12 protein-coding genes are annotated in these 14349 nt (G+C 63.2%); 4 read left to right on the top strand and 8 right to left on the bottom strand.

The genetic code is table 11. From position 1 onward, the window contains the following. Position 1 precedes the first annotated feature (1 nt). From H7687_RS06345 to H7687_RS06335, 3 genes are all read left to right on the top strand, one after another. Positions 2-499, top strand: a complete 498-nt coding sequence (locus H7687_RS06345; protein WP_183346225.1) for a chemotaxis protein CheW — start codon at positions 2-4, stop codon at positions 497-499. Between the two features lie 518 nt (positions 500-1017). After that, positions 1018-3018 (top strand): PKD domain-containing protein, encoded by a 2001-nt coding sequence (locus H7687_RS06340; protein WP_183346224.1) that lies wholly within the window; start codon positions 1018-1020, stop codon positions 3016-3018. A gap of 354 nt (positions 3019-3372) precedes the next feature. After that, positions 3373-3555 (top strand): hypothetical protein, encoded by a 183-nt coding sequence (locus tag H7687_RS06335; RefSeq protein WP_183346223.1) that lies wholly within the window; start codon positions 3373-3375, stop codon positions 3553-3555. Between the two features lie 300 nt (positions 3556-3855). Here H7687_RS06335 and H7687_RS06330 read toward each other — a convergent pair whose 3' ends face one another. The 6 genes from H7687_RS06330 to H7687_RS06305 form a co-directional block, all read right to left on the bottom strand. Continuing rightward, positions 3856-5406 (bottom strand): Ppx/GppA phosphatase family protein, encoded by a 1551-nt coding sequence (locus H7687_RS06330; protein WP_183346222.1) that lies wholly within the window; start codon positions 5404-5406, stop codon positions 3856-3858. 86 nt (positions 5407-5492) lie between these two features. Further along, positions 5493-6017 carry a helix-hairpin-helix domain-containing protein gene (locus H7687_RS06325; protein ID WP_183346221.1) on the bottom strand — a complete coding sequence of 175 codons (525 nt, stop codon included), beginning with the start codon at positions 6015-6017 and terminating at the stop codon, positions 5493-5495. A gap of 121 nt (positions 6018-6138) precedes the next feature. Continuing rightward, on the bottom strand, positions 6139-6660 hold the full coding sequence (locus H7687_RS06320) for a SixA phosphatase family protein (protein WP_183346220.1): 522 nt from the start codon (positions 6658-6660) through the stop codon (positions 6139-6141). A gap of 271 nt (positions 6661-6931) precedes the next feature. After that, positions 6932-7531, bottom strand: coding sequence for a hypothetical protein (locus H7687_RS06315; RefSeq protein WP_183346219.1), 600 nt, complete (start codon positions 7529-7531; stop codon positions 6932-6934). Positions 7532-7613: 82 nt separating this feature from the next. Then, a complete protein-coding gene (locus H7687_RS06310; protein ID WP_183346218.1) occupies positions 7614-7910 on the bottom strand; it encodes a hypothetical protein in 297 nt (98 codons plus the stop codon). A gap of 9 nt (positions 7911-7919) precedes the next feature. Next, positions 7920-8162: a hypothetical protein gene (locus tag H7687_RS06305; RefSeq protein WP_183346217.1), complete on the bottom strand. Its 243-nt coding sequence runs from the start codon at positions 8160-8162 to the stop codon at positions 7920-7922. Positions 8163-8485: 323 nt separating this feature from the next. On the opposite strand from H7687_RS06305, the gene H7687_RS06300 reads away from it, so the two are divergent. Beyond that, positions 8486-9778, top strand: coding sequence for an amidohydrolase (locus tag H7687_RS06300; RefSeq protein ID WP_183346216.1), 1293 nt, complete (start codon positions 8486-8488; stop codon positions 9776-9778). Positions 9779-10023: 245 nt separating this feature from the next. Here H7687_RS06300 and H7687_RS06295 read toward each other — a convergent pair whose 3' ends face one another. Together H7687_RS06295 and H7687_RS06290 are read right to left on the bottom strand one after the other, a co-directional pair. Next, entirely contained in the window at positions 10024-11658 is a 1635-nt protein-coding gene (locus H7687_RS06295; RefSeq protein ID WP_183346215.1) for a DUF3300 domain-containing protein, read from the bottom strand. 96 nt (positions 11659-11754) lie between these two features. Continuing rightward, complete coding sequence (locus tag H7687_RS06290) at positions 11755-14148, bottom strand: PAS domain-containing hybrid sensor histidine kinase/response regulator (protein ID WP_183346214.1); 2394 nt, start codon at positions 14146-14148, stop codon at positions 11755-11757. Between the last annotated feature and the right edge of the window lie 201 nt (positions 14149-14349).

Below are 14349 nucleotides of genomic sequence, written 5' to 3'. Positions count from 1 at the left end.
AATGTCTACCGCGAATTTGCCGATCAAAAAAGGTGAGTCGAGCAGCGAACTGATCCAACTGGTGAGCTTCAACCTGGGCGCAGAAGAGTATGCCGTCGAGGTGCTGAAGGTGCGCGAGATCATCAGGATGACTCCCATCACCCACATACCCAACACCCCGCCCAGCGTGGAGGGGATCATCAACCTGCGCGGCAAGGTGATACCGATCATCTCGCTGAGAAACAGGTTCAGCATGTGCAGCACCGACGACGACCAGCACACCCGGATCATGGTGATGGACATCGACGGCAAGCTCATGGGCTTCATCGTCGACGGTGTCTCGGAGGTGATCAGGATATCGAGCGGCGAGATTCAGCCCCCGCCCAGCATCGCCGCGGGCGGCGTCGACCAGGACTTCATCTGCGGTGTCATCAAGCACGGCGAGCAGTTGCTGCTCATGCTCCAGCTCGACCGCATGTTCACCAGCGCCGAGCAGGATGCCTTCGCCAGTTTCGGGTAGGTATGTGAAACAGAAGTGACTGTAAAAATAAGAGGGGAGGGGGGCGGAGCCTTCCTCCCCTTTTCACGTTCCCACGCCATCCCCACCACCGCTTCGCTTCCCCTGCAGCGCCATATTCTCGATGCCGTTCCCAGGTCCTGCTGCTTCCTCTTCGCCTCCTCAATGATCTCCTCAGCCGTATTGATCGCCTCGATATGCTTTTTCGTAAGTTAAAAAAAATAAATTGAATTTGACAAATTAAATTATGGCACATATATTCGCGGCCACCTTGACGCCGCTGGGCGGCACGATGCCGTTGCTGAAAGCGCTTGCCAACGCTTGCCCCAATCGGCCCCTGCCTTCTTCTGTGTCATGGATAACCATTTCAAGGGGGGTTCAAGATGTCTAGAAACAGATTGACGGCTTTTCCCGCAGTATCGCTTCTTCTGTCAATCTCCTGCGTCTCTCCTGCCACGGCTGCCGATTTGATGGTCAGTGGCGGGGTACAGACATTGTCAGGTGAGCAGAGTTTTGACAATGTGACCATTGTCAATGGCGGCAGGTTGTACGTTGAGCCTTACAATGGTTCGACAGGCGGCTACCTGAAACTCACGGCAAAGAGCGTCATCGTGGACTCCACATCGGCAATCATAGCCGATGGCAGGGGGTATCGCGGTGTGTTCAACAGCAACGGTGAAGGACCCGGATTCGGCCGCGTCGGTAACAGCGATGGCGGTGGCGGCGGCGCCTATGGTGGCAAAGGAGGCAACGGCGTCACCGACGCTGGCTGGACGATCGATGGCCTCGGCGGCACCCCGTACGGGGCAGCGGACACGCTCAGCATCGAAATGGGGTCGGCTGCCGGTGCTGCCGCGCCTTGGGACTACCTCAACAACGGCGGCTTCGGCGGCAACGGTGGCGGCGCTCTCTGGATCGAGGCGGAATCCATCAGCAACGCCGGGATCATCAGCGCCGGCGGCGAAGACGGCAAGATTTACTACAACGATTCCACCGGCGGAGGCGCGGGGGGCGGCATCCTCCTCTACGGCGGCACCATCGTCAACACCGGGACTCTGAAAGCCAACGGCGGTGGGGGCGGGACCTTAGGCTGCGGCACCCCCGGCATGTGCGGACAGGATGACGGCGGCGGCGGAGGTGGCGGCGGCCGGATCAAGATCTTCTACGGGACCCTGCAGAACTACGGAACTGTTTCCGTCGCCGGTGGTAGAGGTGGCCTCTACGCCCCCGCCGGCGCAAACGGCACCTTCTTCAGCATTGCCAAGGGAGCGCCGCCCATCGCCAACGCGGGCGCCGACAATTCCCTCAATGAAGGTACGGTTGTGGTTCTGGATGGATCGGCCAGCCGCTCTATCAGCGGAGCCCCTCTGTCCTACGGGTGGTCCCAGATCGCTGGTCCTAAGGTGGCCTTGAACACGGCTGATCCGGTTCATCCTACCTTCGTCGCCCCGCTGGTTTCGGCCGGGGGGAGCACCCTGTCTTTCCAGCTGATCGTCAACGATACCCACTTTCCGAGCGCTCCCGATACGGTAAACGTCACGGTCAAGAACGTGAACCACCCGCCCCAGGCCCTCGCGGGTGACGACCAGACCGTCGCCGAGAAGTCCCAGGTGCAGCTGGATGGTTCGGACAGCTGGGATCTCGACGGTGAAAATCTGTTCTACGCCTGGCAGCAGGTTGCGGGTCCTACGGTGCCGCTGCTGGACAGTACCGTGGCGGCCCCGACCTTCTTGGCACCTGCCGTGGGTGTGGATGGCGCCAGGCTTACCTTCCTGCTCACCGTAAGCGACGGGATTGATACCGCGACCGACACGGTGGACGTTGTCGTGGAAAACGTGAACCACGCGCCGGTCGCGAACGCGGGAGCGGACCTGACCCGGAATGAGGGAAGCATCGTCGCCCTCGACGGGACCGCAAGCAGCGATCCCGACCTCGATGCTCTGAGCTATACCTGGGCCCAGGTCGGTGGTCCCGCCGTCGCCCTGTCCGACGCCCACAGCCCGAATCCCACCTTCACCGCGCCTCTCGTGGGCTTGGGGGGCGAGACCTTGACCTTTAAGCTGGTCGTGAATGACGCTCTCGTCGACAGCGAAGTGGCGGATGAGGTGGTGGTACAGGTACTGAATGTAAACGATCCTCCCTCCTGTGATCACGCCCAGGTCGTGCCGGGCGCGCTCTGGCCGCCCAACCACAAGCTGGTCCCGGTTACCCTCACCGGTGTAAGCGACCCTGACAACGACAAGGTGACCCTTACCATCACCGGCATCACCCAGGATGAACCCATTGACGGTCTTGGCGACGGGGATACCAGCCCCGATGCGATCATCCAGGGGGGCAAGGCACTGTTGCGTGCCGAGCGTTCCGGGACCGGCAACGGCCGTGTCTACCGGATCAACTTCAGCGCGGATGACGGTCAAGGCGGCGTCTGTGACGGTGCGGTGCAGGTCGGCGTGCCCCACAGCAAGAACCCCGGCGACTCCATAGTGGACGACGGGCAGAATTACAACTCTGTTCAGCCCTGACCAGCTGAAGTTGCATTTGCCTCACCAGGCTGAAGCTGCATTCGCGGCGGCGGGACCATCCCGCCGCCGCTTTTTTTCCTGGCAGCGGGCAAAAGTGTAAAGCTGTAAAGGAAATCGACAGAGGTTTTCTAGAGAAGTGTCGATAAGTTTAACAGCCTGCGGCGCCTGCTCCGGTAGCGTCGGGGGGCTGTCTTTTAAACGGGCGGATCCTTTGTTTGTTCCGGCAACAACCGTCCGCGTCTGTTAAAGAGGCTCATGGCACTGTCTATGCTACTATCCGGATAAGTCGGTGGCGGTTCCTTTCTGGATGTGTTGCAGAGCACAGAATTTCCGCCGATGGAGGAGGTGGCCAGTATGGAATATTTAAGCTACGGCCACGAATGCATCATCTACATTGTTCTTATCTTGCTTCTTTGCCATCTGCTTCTGGATGTGCTGCCGGTGTGGTTCAGGCGTGCACGCCACCTCCTGTCATCGGTGCCGGTCAGGATAACGGGCGGTCTCCTGATAATCATCATCTCGTTTTTCCTTCTGTAGGTTGTTGCGTATGACATTGGACGGCCGGTGCTAACAGCACGGGTAGACGTGAAAAGGCCGGGAACATCGATCCCGGCCTTTTTGCTTGTTCTTGCAGAAAATTGTCGCTTCTGAGAAAGTTTCCGAAGCGTTCCCGCCCCCGGAGGGGGAGGGACAGGGAGGGGGAAGCGTAGCGGCTCGATCCGGCTTCCCCCCTGCCAGCCTCCCCCCTCCAGGGGGAGGTGCGCTTTCTATTGGCCCCTACACGGTGGATAGAGGTATTAGCAGGGGCGAGAGAGGCGGGCGAATGATTATTCGCCCCTACAGGGGGGGCGCAGGCTGCTGGGGAAGGGACTGGAGCTCGAGCTTGAGGCGGCAGGATTCCTGGAGCAGATCGCTTTTGGCCTTGGCGCCGTAGAGTTCCACCGACATGTCCTCGGCCCCCCCCAGGGTAAGCCGCAGGAGGTCCTTGTCGAGCACGCAGTCGAGCTGCTGCACCACCGCGTTGCGGCGCCGGTCCAGGCCGTCGCACAACCTGAGGATGCCACCCAGCCGGGAGACCAGGAGCTGGTCCGCAGCGGACAGCCGGGTGTACTCGTCGTGCTTTTTCTTGGGCATGGACTTGCGGTGGTAGCGGGCGATGTTGGCCATCAGCTCGCGCTCGCGCGGGGTGAAGCCGAACAGGTCGGCGTGACGGATCAGGTGGTAGGAATGCTTGTGGTGGCTGGAATAACTGATGAAGTAGCCGACGTCATGCATGATGGCGGCTGCTTCCAACAGCCTCAGTTCCTTCTCCCCCCAGCCGTAACGCTTGGCGAGCGCCAGGAAGATCTGCCGTGACAGCTTTGCTACCTGCTGGGCGTGCCCTTCGTCGCAGTGGCAGGAGCGGGCGAACTCCAGGGAACTGTCGCGCCAGGAGCGCTGTTTCTTCTCCGGCAGCAGGTTGCGCCGGCGCAGGCCGCGCAGGATGAGCCCCTCGCGGATGCCGCGCTCGTTCACCTTCAGGTGGTTCACCTGGAAGAAATCCATCAGCTCGTCCACGGCGGTGACGCCGGCGACGATGATGTCGGAGCGGTCCGGGTTCAGGCCCGGCACGGCGCGGCGCTCCTTGTCGCTCTTTCTCACCAGCATGGCCAGCAGGTGCACCAGCTCCGAGCGGAGCAACTCGTAGCCGTGCAGGGAATCGAACTTCTCGCCCCTGGCGGCGGCGACCATGGCGGCGATGGAGGTGACGGTGCCCCCCGAGCCGACCAGGCACTGCATGCCGGTGCGCTCCCCGGTGTAGGCGGTCTTCAGGCTCTTGCGGACATGCTTGCGCAGCTTCTGGTGCTCGGCCTGCTGCACCGGATCGCTCTTCAGAAAGCTCTCGGTGAGAAAGACGGCGCCCAGTTCCAGCGACAGCATCTCCTCGGTGTGCGCCCCCAAGGCGGAGATGAGTTCCAGGCTGCCGCCTCCTATGTCGAAGATCAGGTGCCGCACCCCTTCCAGCTCGAAGTTGTGCTGGGCCGAAAGGGCGGCCAGCTCCGCCTCCTCCTCGCCGCTGATAACCTCGATTTCCAGCCCGGTCTGCTCCCTCACCGCGGCCATCAACTCGCGGCCGTTGCCGGCCTTGCGCACCGCGCTGGTCGCCACCGCCTCGATTGAGGTGACCCGGTAGCCGTCGATGATCTTTTTCTGGCGCGACAGCGCCTCGATGGCGCGCTGCCACGCCGCAGGCGAGATGAGGCCGGTCTGGTGCAGTCCTTCACCCAGGCGCACCAGCACCTTCTCGTCGTCGAGGATCTTGTACTTGCCGTTTCCCGCCGTCTCCACGATGATGCTGCGGATCGAGTTGGTGCCGATGTCTATGGCGGCCAGCCGGTTCTGTTTCAACGCCTACTCCTTGAGCATGATGGGATGCCAAGATTGTATCAGGACGGGGCGGATTGTGACAACCCGGGAGGGCGGGAGTGGTGACGCTACGTCAGAGCCTTCAACACTGCCTTTCTCGCCTTCTTGAAACCCTTGCGCACCTTTTTGAGCGTTGCGTCTTCCAGTCCGCTGACTTTCTTTTCCGCCTTGGTGAGTATCTTGGCGATGCGCTTGGAGCGCTTGTTGCCGAAGTCATGCATCTGCAGCAAGGCGTTCTCGATCCTTTCCAGGTCGGAGCCCAGTTTTCTGCCGCACTTCTCCGACATCTCCCCGGCGAAGCGATCGCGGGTCGCCTGCGCCAGGTTTTCCACCTTTTCCCGCATCCCCGTCACGCGCTGCTGCATGAGCTGCGCCGGCTCCTGCTGTTCGTCCTGCTCCCTCCCGGCCAGTTCCCGGGCCTGTTGCAGTATCGACGTGAGGTGGCGCCGGTTCACCCCGCGCACCTTGCTCAAGCCTTCCTCTCCTGCCTGCGCGATCTTGGTGAAGCTGTCGAACCCCGCGTCGTACAGCCGTTTGCCGAGGATCGCGCCGACGCCTTTCAGCTGTCTGAAATCTGCTGCCGACTGGACCATCTTTGACACTCCTTGTGCGTTTTTTGGGGACTGGCTCCGCAGGTGCCTGTCCCCCTCGTTTGCCAGGTGCCCCTCGTTTGCCTGATGCCTGTCCCCCTCGTTTTCCCGGCGTGATTTCCGGTCAGCCACCCTGGCGCAGGCGTTCCAGCGCCTTGGTCTTTGAGGTGACGATCCGGCCGGTTCCGGTAACCAGTTGCAGGAATAGTGGTTCGCCGCTGCCGCTGGCGCTTCTTTTGAACGATACCGTGCCCCCCTTGGGGAGGGTGAGGGATGATTCCTCCCCGAGGAGCGCCTGTGTCACCAGCCCCAGGTCCGGCTCGTGGCCGACCAGGGCAACCTCGGTCACCTGGGGGTAGAGCTTGAGCAACTCGTCGAGCTTTTCCGGGCGGAAACCAGGCGAGAGCTGGGGCGCCACGATCAGCTCGCGCTTGTAGCGCAGCTTTTCGGCCAGGATGTCGGCGGTCTGCACCGCGCGCACCAGCGGGCTGGTAAGGACGAGGTCGGGCTCGATACCGAGCGTGGCGAGGCTCTTGGCCGCCTTGCGGAAGCGTCTCCTGCCGCGGCGGGTGAGGTAGCGGTGCTCTTCGGGCACCTCCGGTGTTCTCTCAATGGCTTCCGCGTGTCTGACTATGTGGATGATCATGGACGTCCCCCTGGATTAGGCAACGTTAAAGACTTTAACGAATCTGTTTCAATTTGCAACCGGCTGTCTCAACCTGTGGCCGACTGGGCGGGCAAACGTGCCGTTGGCGGCCCGACAGTGGCAGGGGCACTCGTGTGAGTGAGCGGGGAAATGTGATGAGAGATGCAGGTGAGGTCGAAGGGGAAAGGTATCCCTTCCGGTGGGGGAGGGGACAGCCCTCTCCCAGAGGGAGAGGGTGGACCCGCGGGAAGTCAGTGTGCAGGACGTAGCCTCAGCGCACCAGGAGCTGCTCCAGGTTGTTCTTCATGGCGGCGGTGATGGCCTCGGAGGGGACCGAGCCCCCTACGCCCCTGAGCCAGAACCGGTCCACGGCGGTGTCACCCCGGGTGTCGATGGTCATCTTCACGGGAAACAGGCAGCGCATACTGAAGTAGTCCAGCAGGTCGCCGAGAAAGCCGAGCCGGTCGACGCCTTTCAATTCGACGAACAGGCTGCCGTCGTGGCGCGTCGTCGGCTCCATGGTGAAGGAGAGGAGCTCGATGCCGGCGGCCTTGTGGTTGGGCTCGGTGCCGGCAAGGCGCAGGAAATCGATTCCTTGCGGGCTTCCGGCAAAGGAGGCGCTCTTCAACTCGAAGCTGGAGCGCCAACTGCTGGCGTTGATCTTTTCCGCGCTCCCCCGCACGATGCCCACGCGATGCTCCGCGAGTCCGGCGGCAAGCCTGCCGCTCCATCCCGGTGCAAGGAAGCCGGACATCTCCAGGCGGTAGCCGCCGGGGCGTGCGGGCATGGGCTCTATGGTGAAGCCGGTTTCCTGGAAGCCGGCGTAGGCCGTGTCTGTCGTTGACGCTGTCATGGTGGCTAAGCTGTTCATTGCCGCTCTCCTTTATGTGGCTGACGCTGCAGCGCGTCAGGGAATTTCAGGCCGCTGTGCCCGTCTTTTACTTTCTGTCCTGCTACCGGTAGGAGAGCATCTCGCGGCCGCAGCCGGTGAGAAAGTCGAAGACCTCGCCGCGGCTCACCAGGAAGCGAGGCATGTCCTGGTTCATCAGGTCCTCCAGGAAGTGGAGGGTGCCGGCGTCGTCGCGCTCAAGGTCGTTCATGACCGCGGTGAGCATCGGCAGGATGTCGTACAGGTCGTCCCGGTTGAAAGGGGCGTCGTCGCCGGGACCGGAGAACTTGGCGTCGAATCGGGTCTGCGTCACCTTCGGGTACTTGTACTTCAGGTCGGAGGCGAGAACGGTAAGTTGCATGGTGTGCTCCTAATGGCAGCCGCACCTGGTAGCGGTGCAGGCGGTGCGGCAGGCCGGCTGCTGCGGTGCTGTCTCGCCGGCCTCCTCGTAGCTGTCCAGGGAAGCCTTGGTGATGAACCATCCCTGGTCGGAGAGGGTCCCCTGCAGCGCCTTCTGCTTGAGCAGCATGAGCACCCGGGTCTCGGTGGTGGAGAGTTCGATGGCAGCCTCCGCTGCGGTGACGTGTGCTATCCCGTCGATGATCTCTGTCATGGCAACTCCTCCTTGGCTGTAGCGCTTTACATGGAGCATGCCACTCTCGTTTTGACCTGGAAGTCGTTGGAATCCCGAGGTAACAGCCGGCGGCACCGCCGCATGGACCCCGCCAACTGCTCATTAAATAGCCAGCGTGCCTGTTCGTGGGCACGGGGGGGCGTTGCTTCCACCTAGGATCGGGCAGTTGAGCGCGCAATGAGTTGGCAGCAAAGCAAGGGGGACAGGCACCTGCGGAGCCAGTCCCCGTAACATGAGAGTTGATAACAAAGGCCAGACATAGTACCCTGCACCGGTATTTCATCACCTATCTGAGAGATCTTATGCCGACTCAATTGCAGCTCGAATCAGTGAGCGGACTGGTGGAAGCTGAACTGTCGTCGCTGGTGGAAATCTACAAGCACCTGCACGCCTGCCCCGAACTGTCAGGACAGGAGCGTGCCACGGCCTCGCTGCTGGCGGGGGAACTCAACACACTGGGCTTTACGGTAACCGAGGGGATCGGCAGGTATCGCAGGTTCGACTGGCCCGGCTATGGCGTGCTGGCGGTGCTGGAGAATGGGGCCGGCCCGACGCTGCTGATGCGGGCGGACATGGACGCGCTGCCGGTGGAGGAGAAGACGGGACTCCCGTACGCCAGTAAGGCCCGGGCCATGTACCGTGACGGGACCGAGGTCCCGGTGATGCACGCCTGCGGGCACGACGTGCACGTCGCTTGTCTGCTGGGCGCCGCCCGGGTGCTCGCCCGTTCCAGGGAGTCCTGGTCCGGGACGCTGGTGCTGGTGGGGCAGCCCGGGGAAGAGGGGGGTGACGGCGCCCAGGCCATGATCGACGACGGCGCGTACCGGCTCTGCCCAAGGCCCGACTACGCACTGGCGCTGCACAGCACCCTGTTCCTGAAGGCGGGCAGCGCGGGCTGTGCCCCGGGCAACTTCCTGGCCAGCTTCACGGAGGTGGAGATCGTGGTGCGCGGCGTGGGGGCGCACGGTTCCGCGCCTGAGCACGGCAAGGACCCCGTGGTGATGGCGGCACAGCTGGTGCTCGCCCTGCAGACCATCGTGAGCCGCGAGATCACCCCGCACGAGCCGGCGGTGGTCACCGTCGGTTCCATTCACGGCGGCGCCGCGTGCAACGTGATTCCCGAAGAGGTGGTGCTGCAATTGAGCATCAGGAGCTATGACGACCGGGTGCGCGACAAGATCCTGGACTCGGTGCGGCGCATCTGCGCCGGGGTGGCCCTCGCCGCCGGCGTCCCCGGGGAGCGCGCTCCCGTGGTTTCCGTGCTCGCCTGCCATCCGGCGACCTACAATGATCCGGTCCTTGCCGGGCGGGTGGCCGAAGCGCTGCGGGCGGCACTCGGGGAAGACAACGTGGTGCGCTCGGCGGCCAAGATGGTGAGCGAGGATTTCGGTTCCTGGGGGCTTGGCGGCGAGATCCCGGTCTGCATGTTCTGGCTCGGGGCCGCCGACCCGGTGCTGTTCGAGGAGGGGCAGCGCCAGGGGGTGTCGCTGCCGTCGCAGCATTCGCCGCTTTATGCGCCGCTGCCGGAGCCTACGCTGCGGGCGGGGGTGAAGGCACTGGTCGCCGCGGCCTGCGACCTGCTGCCGGTGGGATAGTCGTCCAACCTCCCTCTCCCTTGACGGGAGGGGGCCGGGGGGGGTGAAGCAAGAGGAGGGGGGAGCAGGGGAGCTGTCCCCGGAATTATCTGAACAACAAAAGTAAAGGGGCGTATCGCAAGATACGCCCCTTTTGTTCGTGCTACCCAGTCATCCAATCCGCCGGCGAGGGGGGAGGGGGCGAATGATTATTCGCCCCTACAATAATGCGGAACGGGAACGAGGACTGATAAGGCCAGCTACTATCAGCGGTCCTCTCTCGGCATACCGCGTCCTCCGCCGCCTTCTCCGCGTCCGCGCCCTTGTCCTGGCTCGTGCTCACGCGCAGGACGTGCGGGTTCTGCGGGCTCGGCCCTGGGCGCCGGTGTCGCTGCCGGGGCGGGGGGCGGTGCAGCCCTGGGCGCCGGTGTTACCGCCGGGGGCGGCGTCGGTGCTACCCTCGGCTTCTCGACCCGCGGCGTGATGGGGCGCACCGGAGCGGCCGGGACTGCCGGGGTTGCTGCCGGTGCCTTCACTGCGGGCGCTGCTGCCGGAGCGTGGGGTGCTGCTGCCGGAGCGTGGGGTGCTGCGCCGCGCACCGCAGGACCTGTTGTCGCAGGGGGCGGGGCGGTCGTGGCGGCGGGAGGCTCAGCGCCGGGGCGATTGATCGGGCGCGGTACCCTGCGCCGGTTTTCTCCTCTGCTCTCGCCCTTGCCGGTCCTTCCCGTCGGTTCCTTGGTGGCGCCAGGTGCCGGCTGCTGTGGGGCAGGCTGGACCTGGGGCTGCTCTTTGGGCTGGGTCGGGGCAGGCTGCCGTTGTGCTGCAGGCGGGGTGGGGCCCGGCTTGGTCGCGGGGGCAGGCACGCCTGGGGCGGGCGCGGCATCGCGGCGGTTCCACGGCTCCCTGCGTCGCTCGGTTGCCGGTTGTCCCTTGCCGGGACGCACCTGCTCAACCTGGCCACGGCGTTGCTGCTCCACCTTGCCGGCGGCCGGCTGCTCCACCCTCGGGCGGCGCGGTTCTACCCGCACCGGAGGCATCCTTCCCTCGTCCCGGTGACGCCTGGTCTCCACGCGCAGCTGCTCGCGATACCGGCGGGTGTCCCGCTGCACCACGCGCTCGTTGATGGTGATGGTGGCAGCGCGCCTGTTGATGTAGATACCGCGCCGATCATGGATGTAGGGGCGTGAGCGTGTGACCCACCCGCCTCCGCGCCAGCCGTGGTAGTAGACCCGGCGTTCGCGCCAGTTGCAGTCACGGTTCAGCCACGGCCCGATGGCGAAGCCGACGCTGAAGGTGATGAAGGGGGAACTGGGGTAGTAGCGCTCGACGTAGACCACGTTGGGGTCGTACACCGGCACGTAGACGTATTCCGGACGCCCCGGCACGATGCGGATCACGTCGCCTTCGAAGAAGACCTGCTGCTGCCGGGTCGAGAACAGGTTGCCCTGGTCGTAGGCGAAGCGGCGCAGTCTCTGGATGGCGTCCATCACGTCCTGGGGCTGCTCGATGTAGGCCTGTCCCACCGATGCGGTCCACTGGTACTCGCGGTCCATCATGTACAGCACCTGCGGGTAATGCGCTATTGCGCGCACGCTGTAGTCCCAGGGCTGGTTGTCGATGCGCGGGGTATCGCCGTAGAGCCGGACGAAATTGGCCGCATCATGGATCTGGTCCACGAAGGTTGCCGCCGGCAGTATCTGCGCTATCAGCGGATCGGGGTAGAGTGCGATCCGGGCGAGCAGGTCATCCAGTTCCTCCGGATAGAGGAGGTCGTCGTCAAGGTAGCCGCTCTGGTCCGACATCTGGTAGTATCCCGGCTCCGACTGTGCCTGAACCGGTGCGGTAGTGACAGTAACCGGAACCAGTACTGCCATCAGCAGGATGATCAATAACCTATTCATAGCTTTCTCCTAAAGCTGCGTTGCCTTTAGCCACCGCTTCAGTCTAGCAGAAGCCGCCAGGCATGGCAAAACGCATGGAAAACCGCGCCAGGCGTGTCAGCAGGCGGCGCGCATCTCCAAGATCTTGGCGTGCAGCCCCTCCATGTCGAAGGGCTTCTGGATGTAGTGCAGTTGCCGGTCGGCGCTGATGCCGCACTTGGCGATGATGTCGGACGAATAGCCGGTCATGAACAGCACCTTGGTGTCCGGACGGAGGTCGGCTATACCGCGTGCCATGTCCAGACCGTTCATTTCCGGCATGATTACGTCCGAGAGCACGAGGTCGATGTCGTGGCCGGGTTCACCGCAGATGGAGAGGGCGACGTGCGGAGTTGCCGCCTGGATCACCTGGTAGCCGATCTTCTCGAGCATCTGGGTCGCCATGGCCCGCAACATGTCGTCGTCCTCGACCACCAGCACGGTGCCGGTGCCGCGCAGCGTGGCCGGCGCGTTGTGGGCGGCAGGGAGCACTTCCCCGGTCAGTCGGGGGAGGTAGATCCGGAAGGCGGTGCCTTGCCCGGGCTCGCTCTCCACGTCGACGAAGCCGCCGTTCTGGGTCACGATGCCGTAGACCGTGGCCAAGCCGAGGCCGGTTCCTCTGCCCACCTCCTTGGTGGTGAAGAAGGGCTCGAAGATCCTTTTCACCAACTCCCGGTCCATACCGGTCCCGGTATCCATGACGCTCAGGCAGGCATAGGGGCCGGGCTTCGCGTCCAGGCGGTAGTCGCAGAACTCTTCGTCCACCACCACGTTCTCGGTCTTTATGGTGAGTTCGCCGCCGTCGGGCATGGCATCCCTTGCGTTCACGGCCAGGTTCATCAGGATCTGGTCCACCTGCGACGGGTCGATTTTCACCGTCCACAGCGTGGGGTCCGGGATGAAGCTGAAGCGGACCTCCTCGCCGATAAGCCGGCTCAGCGTCTTCTCCGTTTCCAGGCAATGATCGTTGAGGTTCACCGTCCTCGGCGAAATGATCTCCTTGCGGGAGAAGGCGAGCAGCTTGCGCACCATGTCGCGGGAGCGTTCGCCTGCCCTGATGATCTCCTGAAGGTACATCCATAACGGGGATGATTCGGACGCTTCCAGCTGGCACAGCTGCGCGTAGCCCAGCATCACGCTGAGCATGTTGTTGAAGTCGTGGGCGACGCCCCCCGCCAGTTGCCCGACCGACTCCATCTTCTGCGAGTGTCTGAACTGCGCCTCGATCTTTCTGTGTTCGGTGATGTCAATGCCGAAGCAGAGGGTGCCGATGCGGACCCCTTTCTCGATGATGGCGCTGTTGCGCCAGGAGATGGTGCGCACCCCCCCGGTCTTGGTAACGATCTGTCCTTCGCAGGCGTCCATGCGCTGGCTGTCCTTGCCCTGTTGCGGGGCGCCGCACATCTTGTAGAATGCCTCCGCCCCCATCACCGTCTCGAACCAGTTCCGGCCGGTCAGTTCCTCCTGGCTGTAGCCGGTCACCTCCTCGGCGGTCCTGTTGAACAGGGTGACTCTCCCCTTGAGGTCAAGCCCGAGGATCATGACGCAGGCGGCCTGGATCAGGTTTTCCGTGTACTCCTTGGCGGACCGGAGCGCTTCCACCGCCATTCTGCGCTCGGTGATGTTGACCACGGAAAGGACGGTGCCGGCGATGCGCCCTTCCTGATAGACGGGGGTGGCGCCGCAGGCGATGGTGATGCTGCTGCCGTCCTTGCAGACCAGGTCGGCTTCGAACTGGACCAGGTCCTCCATGCCGGTGGCAACAAGGTGCAGCTGCTCGATCACCATGTCCTGCGACTCCGGGCAGACCAACTCCGGGATCCCCTTGCCGTGCAGCTCCTCCGGTGTATAGCCGCTAGTTTCGGTGCAACGGCCGTTGACCATGCCGATGGTGCCGTCCAGGTTGAGCACGATCAGGGCGTTGGCGCTGCTCTCCATCACTTTGCGCAGGAAGTCGTAAGAGTCCTGCAACTTGCGGTTGGCGCGGTTGATGGCCCGGAAGGGGAGCAGTATGAAGACGATCAGGGCGATGCTGAGCCCGATCACCGCCACCACGAACGTCTTCTTGAGGATGGGGAGCAGCGAGCGGCTGATCTCGACGCTGCCGATCACCTTGTCGCCGTAATGGATGGGTTGCGAACGCTGGATTACTGGGATGTCAGGGGTGCGGCCCCTGGCCGCCAGTTCCTTGCCCAGGGCGTCGAGGATACGGTGCTTCTCGTTTTCTTTGTGGGAGTGGTTGGAGAGCAGGGTGTCCAGGCGGTGCGCCTCGCTGTGCCAGGACTGGGGGACCAGGTCTCCGAGGCCGGAAATGATCCCCGCGTTTATTTCGGCTTCGGTTTCGAGGCTGCCGACGGCGTATTGGTAGCTGATGGCGAAGTAACCGACGGGAAAGAACAGTGCTACGAAGAAGGCGAGCAAAACCGTGCAGTTGGCGGTAAAGTGGGCTGTCTGCTTCTCAGAACCAGTCATGGCAAGCGCTCCTTGCGCAGCGACCAAATCAGGATCTCGTGCGTTGCGATCAGGCTGTGGCCAATTGCCTCGATCACCAGCGACGTAAATTAGCACCATTTTAGGAAAAAGAGAAGAACATTGTACGCATTTCACCTAAAAACGTTCATCCAGTTACCACGGCAAACCACTAACAAGGAGAACATCTGAGGAGATCTGAGA

Origin of the sequence: Geomonas paludis, from assembly GCF_014193585.1 — a bacterium.
Classification (GTDB): domain Bacteria; phylum Desulfobacterota; class Desulfuromonadia; order Geobacterales; family Geobacteraceae; genus Geomonas; species Geomonas paludis.
The sequence above is the reverse complement of the archived record's forward strand: the minus strand, read 5'-3'. Positions and strand labels throughout refer to the sequence as shown.